Source organism: Paracoccus sp. M683 (assembly GCF_007096355.1).
Lineage (GTDB): Bacteria > Pseudomonadota > Alphaproteobacteria > Rhodobacterales > Rhodobacteraceae > Paracoccus.
Genome location: NZ_VKDF01000004.1, coordinates 595,476 through 613,894, shown reverse-complemented (window position 1 = coordinate 613,894; position 18,419 = coordinate 595,476). Strand labels below are relative to the sequence as shown.

The window sequence follows — 18,419 nt, the reverse complement described above, 5'->3', positions numbered from 1 at the left end:
CCCCCTCCTCATGGTCTGCGCGCCGGATCCGATCCCCCGCCGGCTGGCCCGGCGGACGAACCCGGATCACGGGTTTCGAAGAATGTTAATCACAAACCACCCATTCGCGTAAATCATTTTTTTATAAGGAAAGTTTTGTAAATTTATTCACCAAGATTAGAAGATAATTGTAAATCATTCACAAGAATGAGAGCAGTACTTTGGTCCAGATACCGAAACGCCGCCGCAGTCAGACTGCGGCGGCGCGGGCCGGCGGACCGGCAGCAGGGACTGACCGGAACCTGTCAGTCGGGGTTATCCATACGCAATTGCAGCGACACCCGCCCCTTGACGGCGGTTCCCCAGTTCAGCCGGACCTGCCGCTTGGTTGCGCCAAGCGAGGTCTGAAGCCAGGGCATCTCATAGACCTGCGCCCCGCTATCCTGGGTCAGCGCCGCGGTCAGGACCACCGATTGCACCACCTTTGCCCAGCCCAGGAAGGGCAGCCCCTCGATGGCCGGCAAGGTCCAGCTGCGGCTGGCCGTGTTCTGGGTGTGGGTGACGGTCACCGGGTTTTCAACATAGGTCTTTACCCCGATCAGGCTGTTACCGGAAAAGCGGATATTCCGCATCCGGGTATAGTCCAGATCCGCGTGGGTGGTGTCGACCCGCTCGATCCGGTCGACCTTTGTATAAAGCGATTTGAACACATTGCCCGACACGTTCATCCCGTGAACGAACTGACCCGATCCGAAAGGCTTGATCACCAGCCAGGAAAACCAGGCGACGGTCTTGTCGCACAGGAAGGTGTTGTTCGAAATGGTCAGCCCGCCAAAGCTGTGGCCACCACCGACAAAGGCCGGGTCGACCGAATGTTCGTTGGTCCACTCGATCGAGGCATTGTCGACATAGTTGCCGCTGATGGTGATCATCGGGTTCACCTGGGTCAGCACCAGCCCGGCCGTGCGCAGCCCGTCCTCGGAAGCATCGCCCTGGAACCAGTGATTGCCGGTGATGATATGGCCGCCGCCATAGGTCACCATGAAATGCGCGAACCGGACAAAGCGGTTGTGGCGGATCTTGGCATCGTTGGCGTTCACATTGATCGCGATCGACTTGCGCTCATGGGCCAGCAGCGCGGTTTCGCTGGACCTGAAATCACACTGATCGACCAGCAGCCCCTGACATCCGCGCCCGATCGAGGTGATCCCGCGATCCTTGGGCGCCTCGAACATGCAGTCGCGGAACGAGAACAGCCCCCCTGTGCCCGGCAACATGACCGCGCTGCCGATGCTGTCGCAGTTGAAGACGATGCCGGAAAAACCGAACCGCTGAATCTGATTCACATCCGAGAAATCCAGCGCATAGCGATAGCGGTGGAAGGTATAGCTGCGCGTTCCAGACCCGCCATGAAGCGGCGCAGACAGGGTCAGCGTCCGCTGCGCCACATCGCGCCCGCTGACATAGACCTCGCGGCCGACGCCATTGCCCTCGATGCGGCTGCCGACCTCGATGGCGGCGACGTTGATGACATTGCTCAGCGTCTGGGAATCCGCGGTGTCATAGGTAGCCTGGCTGGTCACGATGCGGGTATTCCAGGCAGGGCCCTCGACCAGACGGATCTCGCCATTGATGATGTTGCGGCGGTTGAAAAAGTTCTGCACCCCCGGCGCGACTTCGCTGACGACGACCGGTTCGGTCAGGTCGACCCGTCGACCGCGCAGGTCCAGCGAGACATGGTCCGTAAAACCAAGCAGGGCCTGGATGGCCTTCTTCAGCCCCAATGTCTCATCCGCGAAAGCATCGGCATAGGTCGGAAAATCAAAGCTTTGCAGAAAGGAAATGCGGGCATCGGTTGGCGCGGTCAAGCGACCGACAAAGCGGATCGGCGCGTTGATCGACAGCGTGCTTCCGATGCGGAACACGCCTTCCGGCACCAGGATTTCGCGCCCCTGGCTGGCACTATCGGCGGCCAGAAACGCCGCCCGATCATCGGCAACGCCATTGCCGACGGCACCGAAATCACGCACATCGACCCAGTCGATCAGCTCGGGCAGGAAGGCCGAGGTGACATCCTCGATGCGGATGGATTCGATGCGCACCGCGCCGCCGTTCGAGCCGGTCAGATCCAGCCCGAAATGGCCATAGACCGGCTGTGCCCCCCAACTAAGATCGACGCCGTTGCGGGCACCCACGCCGACGATGGCGCTGACCTCGATGATCTGGCCATAGCCGGGCAGCGCCACTGCCTGCCCGGTTTCCGGCAGGCCGTCCACATGATTGCGCTGCCCGTCGCCTGCCCAACCGGCAATGCGCACACTGGGCCGCGCACCAGCCATCGCCTTCAGCCGGGCCGAGATGCGCAGATAGACGCCGGGGATCATCGGCGTCTCGCCCTTGAAGCGGATGCGTGTGGTGGTACTGGTCTTGATGATTTCCAGGCAGGTGCCGAAATCCTGATCGGCCGGCACGATCGCCGCGTTCGACGCACTCGCCCATGTCGCGCTGCCCGGCGTGCCGTCCCCGCTGGACCAGACTGAAAGCCCCGCCCGAAAAGCCGGAGGCATCAGTTGCAGCCCGTCCGTGATCGCAATATTCATCAACCATCTCCCGAATTCATGCCCGCCGGTGGCAGGCCGCATGACCGGGTAAAGAAATAGTTGAGAAAGTGTTAACGCCCGGTAACCCCTGCGCGCGCCGCAACATGGCGACGCGCAACAGGTGATGGCGGCAGGATCAGGCTTCGGTCTTGGCGATCAGCTCGCCCGCCAGCGCCCGCTCGATCAGGGTGCGGGTTTCGTCAATGCCATAAAGCGCGATGAAACCACCGAAACGCGGCCCCTGATCGGCACCCAGCAGCACCTGATAAAGCGCGCCGAACCAATCCCGCAACGGCTCGAACCCGTGATCCTTGCCGACGGCAAAGACCATGGATTGCAGCGCCTCGGGGTCCGCGGGCTGAGCCCATGCGGCCAGCCGGCCGGCCAGATCCTCGATGGCGCGACGCTCGATCTCGGTCGGCGCGCGGAACACCCGCTCGGGTGCGACGAAATCGTTGAAATAGCGCACGGCAAAGCCCGCCGCCTGATCCAGACCGGGATGCGTCTCGGGGCTGGCCTCGGGGGCATAGCGGCGGATAAAGCCCCACAGCCCATCCTTGTCCTTGGCCCCGGCCACCGAGGCGAGGTTCAGCAGCATCTGGAACGGCACCACCATATCCGAGGCCGGCACGTCGCCGCCATGAATGTGCCAGACCGGGTTCGCGGCCTGCTGATCGGGCGTCTGGTCGGGATAGGCGCGCAGCTGCTGGTGATATTCATCCACCGCCTTGGGGATGACATCGAAATACATCCGCTTGGCCGTCTTGGGCTTCTGATACATGAAGTAGGACAGGCTTTCGGTCGCAGCATAGGTCAGCCATTCGTCGATGGAAAGCCCGTTACCCTTTGATTTGCTGATCTTTTGCCCGTGCTGATCCAGGAACAGCTCATAGGTGAAATGTTCAGGCTTGCGCCCGCCCAGGATCTCGCAAATGCCGTCATAGATCGGCGTATTGGTGCTGTGATCCTTGCCATACATCTCGAAATCGACATCCAGCGCGGCCCAACGCGCACCGAAATCGGGCTTCCATTGCAGCTTCACATTGCCGCCGGTGACGGGCAGCGTGGTTTCCACGCCCTCCTCGTCGTCATAGGTGATGGTGCCGTTCTTGGCGTCCACATGCTTGATCGGCACATAAAGGACCCGGCCCGTCTTGGGGCTGATCGGCAGGAAGCAGCTATAGGTCTGCTGACGTTCCTCGCGCAGGGATGCCAGCATCACCTCCATGATCGCGTCATAGCGTTCGGCGGCCAGCAGCAGCGTGTCGTCGAACTGGCCGCTGCGATAGAACTCGGTCGCGCTGACGAATTCATACTGGAAGCCAAAGGTATCCAGGAACCGGCGCAGCATGGCGTTGTTATGGTCGCCAAAGCTGGGGAATTCACCGAACGGATCGGGCACCGTGGTCAGCGGCTCTTGCAAATGCTGCTTCAGCATATCCGTGTTCGGCACGTTTTCCGGCACCTTGCGCATCCCGTCCAGATCGTCCGAGAAGCAGATCAGCCGGGTCGGAATGTCGCTGATCACCTCAAAGGCGCGGCGGATCATCGTCGTCCGCGCCACCTCGCCAAAGGTGCCGATATGGGGCAGGCCCGAGGGGCCATAGCCTGTCTCGAACAGCACATACCCCTTTTCCGGCGGCGCCTTTTCATAGCGTTTCAACACCCGGCGCGCCTCTTCAAAGGGCCAGGCCTTGGAGGTCATTGCGGCATCGCGCAGGGTGGTCATGGGAAATCTCCGTCAGATCAGGTGCGGCGGGCTTATTGAAACCCCGGCGGATCGTCAATAATTTGCCCTCAAAGAACGGAGATTTCCATGACGACCGACCTGCCCTCTTTCTCGCCCTGCGATGCGCTGGTTGCCGTTATGGTCGCCACCTCTGCCTCGGATGAAACCATGCGCACATCCGAACTGGTCGCCATTCAACGGATGGTCGATCACATGCCGATCTTCGCCGAATACGATACCGACCGCATTCGCCCGGTCAGCCAGACCGTGATCAGCCTGTTCGAGGAAGAGGACGGGCTGGACGCACTGTTTGGTCTGGTGCGCGAGGCGCTGCCCGAACGGCTGTATGAAACCGCCTATGCCATGGCCTGCGATGTCGGCGCCGCCGATGGCCGGCTGTATGAAGGCGAGATCGCCATGCTGGCCGAAATCCGGCACGAGTTGAACATCTCGCGCCTGCATGCGGCGGCTATTGAACTGTCAGCGCAGGTTCGACACCGCCAGCTATAGCCGCGGGTGCGCGGCCAGGGGCAACCCAACCTTCGATAAGCTGTCTTTGCAACGATTTTGCGCGCCTGGTCCAGGTCGAGACGCCGGCGGGCAGTTCCTGCCCCTCGGTCTGCGCGCGACGTGGCAGATCGGCGCAGAGGATCGCAAAGGCAATATCCTTGCCCTCCGGCCCCGCCGCATAGCCCGCCAGATTCGAGACAAAGTTCAGCGTCCCGGTCTTGGCCTCGACCCGCGCCCGCTGGCCCGGCTGGCGCCCCAGATCATTGACCAGTGGGGCGTCCTTCATCAGCTCGCGCAGCCCGCTGCGCCCGCCATAACCGGCCATCAACATCGCCAGCCCGCGCGCGGTCACGCGGCTTTCGGCCGACAGGCCCGAGTGATCGGCAAAACGGACTTCGCCCTCGATCCCGGCAGCCTGCCACCACTCCTGCATCGCCACTGCCGAACCCGCCACCGTCGCCGCCCCGCTGGCCCGCAGCCCGGCAACCTCGGCCGTCAGATTGGTGGAATAGCGCATCATCCCCAACAGTATCTGGCGCAGCGGCGGGCTGTCGATCGCGGCAATCTCGGCGCCTTCGGGCAGGGTGTCGATCACCTCGGGCGTGGGCAGAACCAGACCCTTGGCCCGGCACAGCGTCTGGAAAACATCGCCGGCGTACAATTCGGGTCGGCGCACCGGCAACCAGCGGCTGCCCTGCCGCCCCATGGCCGCGCGCGAGATCACCCAGTTTTCTTTCCGCTCATCGGTGGAATAGGTGAAAAGCTGCGACTGCGCGCCCGCACGGGCCGTAATGGTATAGGCGCGCGGGGAATGCGCATCCGCCCGTGCCTCCAGCGACAGCTGATACTCGCCCGCCTTTTGCCGCCAGCCCAGATGGACCCTGTTGAAATTCAGGATCATCCCCGAAATCGCCGGATTATAGGACAGATGCACGGCCTGCCCCGGCTCTAACTCGTCGATGCGGGGCAAGGCCCCACCCCAGACGGCAAAGCGCGCCGGGCTTTTCTGGCCGCTGGCTGCCGTTGCCTCGGCCAGGCGCGCCAGATCATCGGTCGTCAGCACCGGATCCCCCCCGCCGGCAAGGATCAGCAGATCGCCCGACCGGATCACCCGCGTTCGAAAACGGAAATCGCCCCCCAGGCGGTCCAGCGCATAAAGCGCCGTTACCGCCTTCAACGTGCTGGCCGGCGGCAGCGGCAGATCGGCATTGCCTGTCTCGACCAGCCGGCCCGTGGCCATGTCCGCCGCCGCATATCCAACCACGCCCCGCAGATCCGAACCGGCAATCATCGCCTCGGTCGAGGGGACCGGGCGCCGGGGCGGCCGCGCGGGCAGGCCTTGCCCGGCCAGATCCTGTGCCAGCGCACCTGCGCCACGCAATCCAAGCAGGCCGGCTGACGCCGCCAGAAACTTCCGCCTGTTCAAAGCCTGCATCACGGCATGCCTCCGTCGTCTTGTATTGCTGGCGTTATAGCCCTTGGCCAGAAGGCGAAAAGCCGCAATCGCCGGATGGACCGCGCGCTGTCGCAGATATGATCAGCCTTCTCTCATTCCCCCAAGGCGTCAGCCTCGGACGGCCTGGCGGGCGGCCTTGGCCCGCAGCGCCGTCGATGACAGGTTCGACATGGGCACATTGATCATCACCCAGGCCGGCGGCTGCGCCAGCGCCAGTTCACGTGCCCGATATTCTGGCAACCGGCTGGACCACAGGATACGCGCCGCGACCGAGTTTCTTGCCGCAAGCCGCGCGCCAGGCCGGGCCAAGACGCCGATCGGCACGCGCATCGCAATCTCGCGCCAACGATCCCACTGATTGAACTGCGCCATATTGTCGGCGCCCATCAGCCAGACAAAGCGCACCAGCGGATACTGCCGCTGCAAGGCGGCAATGGTATCGGCGGTCATCCGCGTCTCAAGCACCGCTTCGATACCCGTTACCACAACGCGCGGATCCTGCATCAAGGTGCTGCCGGCGGCGATGCGGTCGGCCAAAGGTGCCGGCCCGTGCGCCTTCAGCGGGTTGCCAGGGCTGACCAGCCACCAGACGCGGTCAAGCTCGAACCGGCGCAAAGCCTCTTCTGTGATGTTGACATGCCCCTCATGCGGCGGATCAAAGGACCCGCCCAGCAACCCGATCCGCATACCGGGCTCGGCCCTGGGGAAATGATGTCTCATGACCGCCCTTTAGCCGCTATAGCCGGATGTTCCAAGCGGGGCATCTGCCGGCCCGCGGCCCCAAACCGTACCGCCAATCAACTGAAATCCGGACAGACCGCCGATGACACCCACGGCTGATCCTGCGCGGGCAGCGCAACCTTCGACCAGCCCCGGAACCCCGCCCTTGCCCGCGACATGGCGGCGACCGCGCTGGAACGGCAGCCTAAGTATCCCGCGCGCTTCCGCTGCCAGCGTCACTCTGATGCAAGCTCGCCCGCGCACGCCCGCCATTTTTCGAACGGTACAGCGCCGCATCCGCATCGGCCAGCATCTGTTCGGCCTGAGGGGTCTCGTACAAGGATGACATGGTGATGCCGATACTGGCCGAAATGCCGCATTCGGCATTATCCACGATGATGGGCCGTTCGATTTCGGCAATGATCCGTTCCGACAACCGCTCCAGCGCGGGGGCGCTGGTCATACCCGGCAGGATCAGCACGAATTCATCCCCCCCGACCCGTGCGACCGTGTCATTGTTGCGGGTTTCACTGCTGAGAACCCGCGCGACACGGCACAAAACCTGATCGCCAGCGGCGTGACCATGCTGATCATTCACCTCTTTGAAACGATCAAGATCCAAATGGGCCAAGGCAAAGCCGGCAGCCCCCGCCCCGGCAGCCCCACCCACCGGCGGATTGCCTGAATTGGCTGCTCGCAGCGCCATCGCCAGCGCCAATTCCAGCCCGCGCCGATTGTAAAGACCGGTCAGCGGATCGGAAAACGCCTGGGTTTCGGCAACTTCGCGCGCCTCTTCCAGGCGCAGGTTGAAGCGGGACAATTCGCCCATGACAGCCCGGTTCGCCTCGTGCAGGAACAGCAACTCGATCGCCAGTTCGGCGGGGGCAAAATCGCTGTCCTTCAACTCCAACTCGCGAACGGCATCGGCCAGCCCGATGCCGAAACCAAGGTTCAGCAGCAGCCGGCCCGAACCCAGGGCGACAGCGTGACCGCGCAGGGTCAGATGGGGCGGCTCGATCATTCGCAGGAATACCCGCTCGGCGGATTGTGCCGCCTGCAACAAGGTCTGGTGCTCATCCTCCTGCGCGACGGGGCGGGTAAGGACAAAGGCATCGGACATTCGCACCGCCCCGGTCCGCAATATCTTGCGCAATGTCGGCCCGGCCGAGTCAATTCCACCATCGGGTGCCACGATCAGATGCATCGGCAACAACGCGTTCAACATCGCGGGCGTCACCGAAACACTGTCGATCTGCGCCATCTCAACGGAATCGGACAGTCGGTTCAGGCGCGTGCCGGACCTGTTCACTGCACCCCTCCGCCGACTCGCTCCAATCCGCCACCCAGTTCGAATCCCCGCCCCTCGCTGAACGCCTCGTGCGAGATCTTGACCACCACCGCATTGCCATCGACCGCGATAAGCCCAAGTGCGCCATAGTCATCGGCCATGCTGCGGATGACGCCGGCGATGACGCTGCGCCATTCGCGGAAGCAATCGGGCATGACCACGCTAACCTCATCATCGGCCGGGGAATCGACCCTGATCTTCGGCATGCCCAGATCAGGGATCACCATATGTGCGCGTCCTTGCAGTTCGTCCAATGTATGCAGGAAATCTATGAAATCGCTTCCAGAAAAGCGCAGCAGCCGACGGACCGGTTCGAACCGTGCCAACCAGGCACCCAGATCTTCAAGCAGTTCCGATTCCGGCTTGTCCAGACGCAAGGCCGCATGATTGATCAGCGCATAGCTGACCGTGTCGGGATAGTGCCGCACAGTTTGAAAACCACGGGCGTCGATGCCGGAAGCATCGGCAATGTCTGCCCAGAACGCATCACCATAGGTGTCGCGCAAGAAACCTTCGATCGAACGATTGATCAGACCGTGCATCTTTCCCTCACCGGAACTGACCTTATCCCAGAAATATTAACAAATCGAAAAGAAGGGCGAGACCTGCCAAAATCGTCAGGCCTCGTCACGACCCGACGGGCGATTGACCTTAATCCTCATACGCACCAGGCCGTCCACCATGGGTCAGCAGATCGCGCGCATGCAGCACAGATTCTGGCCGAACCCCCTGACTGGCCGCGAAAGCAAGAACACGCTGATCGTCCTGAAGGATGAAATCCAGCAGGAATATGCCGAAATCCGGTCCCTCGGCAGCCTTGCGCAGATCACCGACCTGCAACCCCGAGACCGCCAGCATGGCCGCCGTCATTTCGCCATCCGCGGCGATGAAACTCAGCGCATCGGCGGCAATCGCCTGCGCCCTGGATTCCGTCAGCATATCTCTGTCCCGATCCCTACGGCCACGGTTACCTGATGATTTCGCGCATGGCGCAAAATTGCAATCATATCAGTAATTTTTGACGTTTTTTTCCAGACGCATTCATGCCTTCCAGTCAGAAATTCACGCCGGTTTGAAGATGAATCCGCTTTCCGTGAGCCCGTGGAAACCCTTTGTTAAACATTCTTTGCGATTGTCTGACGAAAGCAGAGCAAGCAGGAAACGACCCCCAAAATGACCGGACGCATCCTTATCGCAGACGGGTTGGCCACCAACAGAATCACGTTGAAGGTCAGACTTTCCGCCGCTTGCTACGACGTGCTGACGGCGACTTCGCCCCAGCAGGTCCTGGTTCTAGCCGCACAGCAGCAGCCCGATCTTGTCATCCTTGGTTCTTCGCTTTGCGGCGAGGATCCCGTGGCGCTGTGCCGAATGCTGGCCCAAAATCCTGCAACAGCGCAGATCCCGCTGTTGCTGCAATGCGAATCGAACCGCCTGATCGACGCGCTTGGCGCAGGGGCCGCCGCAGTGCTGGAACCCAGGGTCGACGAACATCTGTTGCTGGCCCGGATTCGCGGCCTGTTGCGGCAGAATGACATGCTGGCCTCGGTGGTTGGCATGGCCGAGGCGCCGGCCACCTTTGACGGCCCGATTCGCGGCGATGTCACGCTGGTTGCCGATACGCCGGGCCGGGCGCTTGGCTGGAAGCACCTTCTGTCGCAACATCTTCCCTGCCGTTTTACGGTGAACGACGCCGAACAGGCGCTGGCAGCCGTCGCACGCGAAAACGCGGCAGAGCTTTACGTCATCGCCACCGATCTCGAACATCCGGGTGAGGGGTTGCGCCTGCTGGCCGAACTCCGCTCGCGCAATGCGTCCCGTGATTCATCCTTCATCATCGCGGTGCCCGAGGGGCGCTCGGATCTTGTCACCATCGCCCTGGATCTGGGGGCGGGCGAAACCATTCCGGTATCCCTGCAATCTGAAACCATGGTCGAGGCGACGGCAATGTTGATCAAGGCGCAGATCCGGCGCAAACGACTGGCCGACCGCCGCCGCGCCGAGGCCGAGCGGCACCGTCTGTGGGCGATGACCGATCCGCTGACCGGCCTTTACAACCGGCGCTATGCCCTGCCGCGGCTGACCGCCATCGCGCAGGACGCGCAGGATCAGGGGCGAGCGTTTTCGGTTCTGGCGATGGATCTGGACCGGTTCAAGCTGATCAACGACCATTTTGGCCATGCTGCGGGCGACGCCGTCCTTGTCGAGGTCGCAACGCGGATCGGAAGGGCCGTCGCAGATCGTGGCATGACCGCCCGCGTCGGCGGCGAGGAATTTGTCGCGGTGCTGCCAATGACCGACGCGGATCAGGCGGCGCAGCTTGCCGAAATCGTCCGGCAAGAGGTCATGAGCCGGCCGATCGCCCTGCCAATGCGGGTCGGGGGCGGAGAATTGGCTGTCACGCTGTCCATCGGCATTGCCTCGGGCGGGGTGACCGGTCAGCGAATCGACCCGGCGCGCCTGGCCGAGGATGCGCTGGATCGCGCCGACCACGCCATGCTGGCTGCGAAATCACTGGGCCGGAACAGGGTGATGCGGGCCCCGGCGGTGCAGGCGGCCTAGACCCGCAGCAGGCATGAAAGGCCGATGGCCACACGCCCCGGTCCGCCGGCGGAAAGCCCGGTAAGGGCGGTAAGGACGGTTCTGGAAACGGCTTTGTTTGCTGGCGGATTGTCAGGTTCATCTTGGCATCGGAACCAGTCCGCCAAAGGCAGCCTGTCTCGGCCCTTGCCGGAACCTGACCGGCATCATGCGACAGGCACTGATCCGTCAGATCGCGGGCGGCATGTTCTGCGGCCAGCCCGTCGCCCGGTCCCAGGCCTGCCCCATGGCCAGAACCAGTGCATCCGCGCCGACAGGCCCGGCCAGCTGCATTCCCATGGGCAGCCCGGCCGCGCCAAAGCCAACCGGAACCGAAAGGCAGGGCAGGCCGGCAAGGCTGACCGGCACCACGACTTCCATCCAACGATGATAGGTGTCCAGCGCCCTGCCCCCGGCGGTAACGGGCCGGCGCAAGGTCTTGTCAAAGGGCCAGACCTGCGCCGAGGGAAGCGCGATCAGGTCTACCTGTCCGAACAGCCCTGCAAGCCGCCGATACCAGGCCGAGCGCTGTTCGCTGGCGGCATAAAGCCGGTCGGTGGTCACCTGGCGGCCGGTTTCGATTTCCCAGATCGCCTCGGGGCTAAGTTGCGCCCGTCGGGTCGGGTCGTCATAAAGCCGCCGCTTGGCGCCGGCATTCAGCACGGAACGGATCGTGACCCAGGCGTCCCAAAGCCGGTCGGCTGGAAAGGGCGCGGGCAGATCGACAATCTCTGCGCCCAGATCCTGCATTTGGTCCAGCGCGGCGCGGCAGATCTGCTGAATACCCGGCTCGCAGGGATAGGCGCCGCCCCAATCACCCAGCCAACCGATCCGCAACCCCTTCACCGGGCGGTCCAGCATGTCGGCAAAGGGCTGGTTCGGGCGGTCGAACGGCATGTCCGGGTTCGGGCCGGCGATGGTCTGCAACAGGCGGGCCAGATCCTCGACATTGCGCGCCATGGGGCCTGATGTCGCCATCGTCGCCATGAAACCGTCGCCCAGGGCCTCTCCCGGAACCAGACCCCAGCTTGGACGAAAGCCATAGACATTGCAGAATGCCGCCGGGTTGCGCAGGCTGCCCATCATATCCGAGCCGTCGCAGACCCATTGCATCCGCGCCGCAAGCGCCGCCGCAGCCCCGCCCGAGGACCCGCCTGCCGACAGCGCGGGATCATAGGGATTACCGGTGACCCCGAAGACCGGATTGAAACTATGTGAGCCAAGCCCCCATTCCGGCGTGTTGGTCTTGCCGACAAAGATCGCCCCGGCCGCCCGCATCCGCGCGGGCACCAGATCGTCCTGCTCGGCCACGAAATCCGCGAACAGGGGCGAACCCCAGGTCGTGCGCAGACCGGCGACCTGCGCCAGATCCTTGACCGCGATGGGGATGCCGTGCAGCCAGCCCCGGCGCGGGGCGCTTTCTGCGGCGCGTGCCTCGGCCAACAGTTCCTCGCGCGGGCGCAGGCTGACGATCGCGTTCAGCGCGGGGTTCGCCGCCTCGATCCGGTCGAGACAGGCGGTCATCACCTCGACGGGCGAAATATCCCGCGCCTCGATCAGCGTGGACAGGCGGGTTGCGGTCAGCTGGGTCAGGTCGGTCATGTTTGCCAGACTAACCGGCGCCGGAACCGGTGCAAGGGCTATACCGCCCCTGCCCCCTGCACGTTCTCAACGTACCACCATGACCGACACCGGCGAGTGGCGCACCACCGCATTGGCATGGCTGCTGATCAGCATCGAGCGCAGCTCGTCCGGCTTGTGGCTGCCCATGACGATCAGGTCAACGCCCAGTTTCTTGGCGCTTTTCAGAATCGTCTCGGCCACATGGCCATGACCCACATGGGTCTGTACCTTGACGCCTTTCAGCTGCTCATGGGCAAATTCGTTCAGGCTGGCCTTCATCTTTTCCAGCACCTTCTTTTCATAGCCCTTGGGCAGGAAGGTCGCGACCATCGAGCTGCCGAAATCCTGCACGATGCCAAGCAGATGGATGGTTCCGCCCTCACCCGCCTGCCGGATTGCGGCAGGCAGGGCCTTTTGCCAGCTGGCCTTCTGGTTCAGGTCGATGGGCAGCAGGACGTTCTCATGCATGGCTCAGCCCTTTCTGTTCGCGGCCGCTTGGCGCAGCACCGCCCGGCCCGATGCGCCGGCGCTGTGACCAGACCACCAATGCCAGCAGCAGCGCGACGGGAATATACAGCCAGTATTTCGACGGCGCCGAGACGGGCGAGCGGACATTCAGAATCTCCTGGTCCCAATCCAGCCCGGCCTTTTGGGCTGCGCTGTCAAAGGCCACATCGTCGATATAGACCTTGTCGCCCTCGGTCCGCAGCGCCGTGATGCCGGTATTGGTCAGCCGCTCGACCCCATCGACGCCTTCGGGGACGACAAGCAGCGCGCCGAACTCGACCGGATCGCCGACGGCGTTCAGGCCGGCCAAGCGCAATTGCAGCTCGCCACCCACGGGTGCCTCGGCCATGGCCTGTTCCAGCTGTGTTGGCGCCAGTTCTTCATAGGGCGGATAGATCATGTCCATCCAGAAACCCGGTCGGAAGATCGAAAAGGCGATCAGCAGCAGCAGCGCCGATTCCCATATCCTGCTGCGGGTCAGGAACCAGCCCTGCGTGGCTGCGGCGAACAGCAGCATCGCAAGGGTCGCTGTGATAAAGACAAAGATGCCATGTATCCAGTCGACATTGATCAGCAGCAGATCCGTGTTGAAGATGAACAGGAAAGGCAGCGCCGCCGTCCGCAGGCTGTAGAAGAAGGCCACGATCCCGGTGCGGATCGGATCGCCCCCGGACACAGCCGCAGCCGCGAACGAGGCCAGCCCGACCGGCGGCGTCACATCGGCCATGATCCCGAAATAGAACACGAACAGATGCACCGCGATCAGCGGCACGAACAGCCCGTTCTGCTGGCCAAGCGTGACGATCACCGGGGCCAGCAGCGCCGAGACGACGATATAGTTCGCCGTGGTCGGCAGCCCCATGCCCAGGATCAGCGACAGGATCGCGGTCAGGAACAGGATGGCCAGCAGATTGCCGCCCGACAGAACCTCGACCACATCGGCCAGGGCCGAGCCAACCCCGGTCTGGCTGACGGCGCCGACGATGATGCCGGCCGTCGCCGTGGCGATGCCGATGCCGATCATATTGCGCGCACCCGAGATCAGGCCGTCGATCAGATCGCCCACACCGTCGCGGAAGGCCTCGCTTGTGCTGGCACTGCCGCTGCCTGCCGCGCCGCGCAGCATCAGCATGATCGGCCGTTGGGTCAGCAGGATGAAGATCATGAAGGCCGTTGCCCAGAAGGCCGACAGACCCGGCGACAGGCGGTCGACCATCAGCGCCCAGACCAGCACCACGACCGGCAGGATGAAATGCAGCCCCGAGCGCACCGTCGGCCCCGGCAGCGGCAATGCCGTCACCGGCGCGTTGGGATCGTCCAGTGCCAGCGGCTCCTCGCGCGAGGCGATCCAAAGCAGCCCGACATAAACCACCGTCAGCAGCGCAAAGACAACCCAGATCGCGGCGCTGCCAAAGGCCGGCCGGATCCAGCCCATCAGGTAATAGGTCAGCAGCGACAGCCCGCAGATGCCCGCGATGATAAAGGCGGTCATCATCAGCCGGCGCAGCAGCGGCGGCGGTTCATAGGCGCGGGGCAGGCCCTGCATATTGGCCTTCATCGCCTCAAGATGGACGATATAGACCAGCGCGATATAGCTGATCGTCGCCGGCAGGAAGGCGTGCTTGACCACATCGAAATAGGGGATGCCCACATATTCGACCATCAGAAAGGCCGCGGCCCCCATGACCGGCGGCATGATCTGGCCGTTGACCGATGACGCGACCTCGACCGCGCCGGCCTTTTCGGAACTGAAGCCCACCCGCTTCATCAGCGGGATGGTGAAGGTGCCGGTGGTCACCACATTGGCGATCGAAGAGCCCGAGATCAGCCCGGTCATGGCGCTGCTGACAACGGCCGCCTTGGCCGGCCCGCCGCGCATATGGCCCATCAGGCTGAACGCCACCTGAATGAAGTAGTTGCCGGCGCCGGCCTTGTCCAACAGCGCGCCGAACAGCACGAACAGAAAGACGAAACTGGTCGACACGCCAAGCGCGATGCCAAAGACACCCTCGGTCGTGATCCACTGATGGTTCACCACCTCGGACAGGGTATTGCCCTTGTGCGAGATGATGCCGGGCATCATCGGGCCAAGGAAGGTGTAGGCCAGAAAGATCGTGGCCACGATCATCAGCGCCGGACCAAGGCTGCGGCGCGTCGCCTCAAGCAGCAGCATCAGCCCGATGACGGCGACAACGAAATCCTGAAGGATCGGCGCACCGATACGCGTGCTGATCGAGCTGTAGAACAGGAAGATATACAACGAGGACAGCGATGCGATGATTGCCAGCGCCCATTCCCAGGGCGGCACCCAGCTTTTCGGGCTGCCCAGCAGGATCGCGGCGATCAGCGCCAGCGCGATGATCGGGATCCACCAGCTGGGTATTCCCGGCTTCATCCCATACATGAACAGAACGGCCAGCAGCACCGGAACCGCGATGCCCAGGCCCAGTTGGAAGGGCGAGCGTTCCGCCGGATAGGCCATGAAGGCCAGGAACAGGGCGAACGCCAGGTGGATCGAGCGTGTCTCGGTGCTGTCCAGAACGCCGAAACCGAACATGAATGGCAGGGGCGAGGCGATCCACAGCTGAAACAGCGACCAGCACAGCGCGGTGATCAGGATCAGCTTGCCGACCCAGCCCGCAGGCGTTCGTGCACCGGTGTCAGAGGATGCGACAAGATCGTCCAGTTCGGATTGGGAAAGCCCGCCCGCGCCGGATGCCTCCATCTCGACTGCGGTGGCCTCGAACTGGTCATTGTCGCGCTTTGGGCTGTTATTGTTCTGATCGCTCATCTGTCCCCCCCGCTGTTGGAACCGGGAAATGAAAGGGCGGCCCCCTTAGGGACCGCCCGCGAAGATGCCGAATTACTGGATCCAGCCCTGTTCGCGATAGTATTTCTCGGCGCCCGGATGCAGCGGCGCGCTGTTGCCCTCGCCCACCATCGACTCGGGGGTCAGATTGGCGAATGCGGGGTGCAGGCCCTTGAAGCGGTCAAAATTGTCGAACACCGCCTTGACGACCTCATAGACCATGTCCTCGGGCACATCGGCCGAGGTCACGAAGGTCGCCTTGACGCCGAAGGTATTGGTATCGGCATCACTTCCGGCATACATCCCACTAGGAATGACGGCCTTGGCGTAATAGGGGTTTTCCTCGACCAGCGCATCAATCTCGGGGCCTTCGACCGGCACCAGATTGGCCTCGACCGTCGAGGTGGCTTCCTGGATCGAGCCGTTGGGATGACCGACGGTATAAATGATCGCGTCAACAGTGTTGTCGCCCAGGGCGGCGGCCTGCTCGGCCGGCTTCAACTGCGAGGCCAGGGCGAAATCACCCATGGTCCAGCCCTTCGCGCCCAGAACGACCTCCATCGTGGCCAGCTGGCCCGAACCGGGGTTACCGACATTCACGCGCTTGCCCTTCAGATCGTCGAAGGTCGCGATGTTCGCATCCTTGCGCGCCACCACGGTGAACGGCTCGGGATGGACCGAGAAGACCGCGCGCAGGTTCTCGAATTTCTTGTCGCCCTCGAATTCGGGCGAGCTGCCGTTATAGGCGTGATACTGGATGTCGGACTGAGCGACGCCCATGGTCATGTCACCCGCCTTGATGGCGTTGACATTGGCGACCGAACCGCCGGTCGATGGCGCCGTGCATTTGATGCCGGTCGTCGCGGTGTCACGGTTCACGAGGCGGCAGATCGACTGACCGACAACGTAATACACGCCCGTCTGACCGCCGGTGCCGATGGTCATGAAGCGTTCTTCCTGGGCCGAGGCCGCCGTCGCACCAAGCGCAAAGGCCGCAGTCAGAAGAACTGGTTTAAAGATCGTCATAAGCTTCTCCCACTTCTGTCGTTTATATCCCGCTGGTTCACATGCGGGTTGCCACCCACGGTAACGCAGTCGCCGAGTTTGGCAATCAGTAACAATGCCTATCAGCAATCTACGCGCCAATTCAACACACTGCATCGCGTATCTAATCTGTTTGCCGATTCGCGGCGCTGAAAAGTGGCGCGGGACGATCAGCCCAGAACCGCGCCAATCGCGCGTTCCAGCCGATCGACCAGCATGCCCATTTCGGCATCCGAAATGATGAAGGGCGGCGCCAGCAGAATGTGATCACCCTGCCTGCCGTCGATGGTTCCCGCCATCGGATAGCAGATCAGGCCCTCGGCAAAGGCCGCCGCCTTGATCTTGCCCGCCACGCCGCGCGACGGATCGAAGGGTGCCTTGCTGTCCCGATCCGCGACCAGCTCGATCCCCCGGAACAGGCCGCGCCCACGGATATCGCCCACATGGGGATGCTGCCCGAACCGGGCCTGCAAGGCGGCCTGCAAAGCCTCTCCCTTTGCCTGCACCTGCGGCAGCAACCCGCGATCCAGAATGGCACTGACAACCGCCAGCCCCGCCGCCGTGGCCACAGGATGCCCGATATAGGTGTGTCCATGCTGGAAAAACCCGCTGCCCGCCGCGATGGTGTCATAGATCGCCTTGCTGCAAAGCATCGCACCTATTGGTTGATATCCGGCCCCCAATCCCTTGGCGATGCACAAAATATCCGGGTCGACGCCGTCCTGCTCGCAGGCAAACAGCGTGCCTGTGCGCCCCATGCCGCACATCACTTCGTCCAGGATCAGCAGAATGCCGTATTCATCGCAAATCTCGCGGATCCGGCGAAAATATCCCGGCGCAGGGGGCAGCGCGCCGGCGGTCGCACCCACCACCGGCTCGGCCATGAAGGCCATGACGGTTTCGGGGCCGACCCGCTCGATCTCGTCGCGCAGGGCATTGGCGGCGCGCAGCCCGTATTCCTCGGGGCTTTCGCCATCGCGCCGGTCGCGATAGTCATAGCAGGGCGCGATATGGCTGACATCCAGCAGCAGCGGGCCGAATTGCTGGCGGCGCCATTCATTGCCGCCCGCCGACAGCGCGCCGATGGTATTGCCATGATAGCTTTGCCGCCGCGCGATCAGGCGGGCGCGCTGTGGCTGGCCCTTTTCGACCCAATATTGCCGCGCCAGCTTGATCGCGGCCTCGGTCGCCTCGGACCCGCCACTGACGAAATAGACCCGGTCCAGATCGCCCGGCGCATGGGCGATCAGCAGATCGGCCAGCGCCTCGGCCGGTTCGCTGGTCAGAAAACCGGTATGGGCAAAGGCCAGCTTGTCCAGCTGATCCTTGATCGCCTGGGTGATCTGCGGATCGCCATGGCCAAGGCAGGACACCGCAGCCCCGCCCGAGCCGTCAAGATAGCGCTTGCCATTGCTGTCGAACAGCCAGACGCCCTCGCCGCCGATGGCGGTGGGCAGATGGGCCTTGCTGTGGCGGGGAAAGACATGGGACATGGCTGGCTCTGACTGATAGGT

The 18,419-nt window shown here is 63.2% G+C and carries 14 protein-coding genes; 2 read left to right on the top strand and 12 right to left on the bottom strand.

What is annotated here, in order from left to right; all coding sequences use genetic code 11:
• Positions 1 to 284 precede the first annotated feature (284 nt).
• Both FNJ84_RS09770 and FNJ84_RS09765 read right to left on the bottom strand, forming a co-directional pair.
• Entirely contained in the window at positions 285 to 2,579 is a 2,295-nt protein-coding gene (locus FNJ84_RS09770; protein WP_143792904.1) for a glycosyl hydrolase family 28-related protein, read from the bottom strand.
• 136 nt (positions 2,580 to 2,715) lie between these two features.
• Positions 2,716 to 4,308 carry a lysine--tRNA ligase gene (locus FNJ84_RS09765; RefSeq protein WP_143792903.1) on the bottom strand — a complete coding sequence of 531 codons (1,593 nt, stop codon included), beginning with the start codon at positions 4,306 to 4,308 and terminating at the stop codon, positions 2,716 to 2,718.
• 87 nt (positions 4,309 to 4,395) lie between these two features.
• Between FNJ84_RS09765 and FNJ84_RS09760 the strand changes: the two genes are divergently transcribed.
• A complete protein-coding gene (locus FNJ84_RS09760) occupies positions 4,396 to 4,818 on the top strand; it encodes a tellurite resistance TerB family protein (RefSeq protein ID WP_143792902.1) in 423 nt (140 codons plus the stop codon).
• Here the strand turns inward: FNJ84_RS09760 and dacB are convergent.
• The 5 genes from dacB to FNJ84_RS09735 form a co-directional block, all read right to left on the bottom strand.
• Positions 4,778 to 6,253 (bottom strand): D-alanyl-D-alanine carboxypeptidase/D-alanyl-D-alanine-endopeptidase, encoded by a 1,476-nt coding sequence (gene dacB / locus FNJ84_RS09755; RefSeq protein WP_143792901.1) that lies wholly within the window; start codon positions 6,251 to 6,253, stop codon positions 4,778 to 4,780. The genes FNJ84_RS09760 and dacB overlap by 41 nt on opposite strands.
• Positions 6,254 to 6,382: 129 nt before the next feature.
• Complete coding sequence (locus FNJ84_RS09750; protein ID WP_143792900.1) at positions 6,383 to 6,994, bottom strand: nicotinate-nucleotide adenylyltransferase; 612 nt, start codon at positions 6,992 to 6,994, stop codon at positions 6,383 to 6,385.
• 205 nt (positions 6,995 to 7,199) lie between these two features.
• Positions 7,200 to 8,255, bottom strand: coding sequence for a diguanylate cyclase (locus tag FNJ84_RS09745; protein WP_143793054.1), 1,056 nt, complete (start codon positions 8,253 to 8,255; stop codon positions 7,200 to 7,202).
• 44 nt (positions 8,256 to 8,299) lie between these two features.
• Positions 8,300 to 8,884, bottom strand: a complete 585-nt coding sequence (locus FNJ84_RS09740) for a heme NO-binding domain-containing protein (RefSeq protein ID WP_143792899.1) — start codon at positions 8,882 to 8,884, stop codon at positions 8,300 to 8,302.
• A gap of 109 nt (positions 8,885 to 8,993) precedes the next feature.
• Positions 8,994 to 9,281, bottom strand: coding sequence for a DUF3572 family protein (locus FNJ84_RS09735; protein ID WP_143792898.1), 288 nt, complete (start codon positions 9,279 to 9,281; stop codon positions 8,994 to 8,996).
• Between the two features lie 234 nt (positions 9,282 to 9,515).
• On the opposite strand from FNJ84_RS09735, the gene FNJ84_RS09730 reads away from it, so the two are divergent.
• A complete protein-coding gene (locus FNJ84_RS09730; RefSeq protein ID WP_143792897.1) occupies positions 9,516 to 10,904 on the top strand; it encodes a diguanylate cyclase domain-containing protein in 1,389 nt (462 codons plus the stop codon).
• Positions 10,905 to 11,111: 207 nt separating this feature from the next.
• Here the strand turns inward: FNJ84_RS09730 and FNJ84_RS09725 are convergent, their stop codons facing one another.
• From FNJ84_RS09725 to FNJ84_RS09705, 5 genes are all read right to left on the bottom strand, one after another.
• Entirely contained in the window at positions 11,112 to 12,524 is a 1,413-nt protein-coding gene (locus FNJ84_RS09725; protein ID WP_143792896.1) for an amidase, read from the bottom strand.
• Positions 12,525 to 12,590: 66 nt separating this feature from the next.
• On the bottom strand, positions 12,591 to 13,013 hold the full coding sequence (locus FNJ84_RS09720) for a universal stress protein (protein ID WP_143792895.1): 423 nt from the start codon (positions 13,011 to 13,013) through the stop codon (positions 12,591 to 12,593).
• Entirely contained in the window at positions 13,006 to 15,843 is a 2,838-nt protein-coding gene (locus tag FNJ84_RS09715; RefSeq protein ID WP_221931950.1) for a TRAP transporter permease, read from the bottom strand. Before FNJ84_RS09715 ends, FNJ84_RS09720 begins: the two co-directional genes overlap by 8 nt.
• Positions 15,844 to 15,915: 72 nt before the next feature.
• Positions 15,916 to 16,887, bottom strand: coding sequence for a TAXI family TRAP transporter solute-binding subunit (locus tag FNJ84_RS09710; RefSeq protein ID WP_143792894.1), 972 nt, complete (start codon positions 16,885 to 16,887; stop codon positions 15,916 to 15,918).
• Between the two features lie 188 nt (positions 16,888 to 17,075).
• Positions 17,076 to 18,398 carry an aspartate aminotransferase family protein gene (locus FNJ84_RS09705; RefSeq protein ID WP_143792893.1) on the bottom strand — a complete coding sequence of 441 codons (1,323 nt, stop codon included), beginning with the start codon at positions 18,396 to 18,398 and terminating at the stop codon, positions 17,076 to 17,078.
• Positions 18,399 to 18,419: the final 21 nt, after the last annotated feature.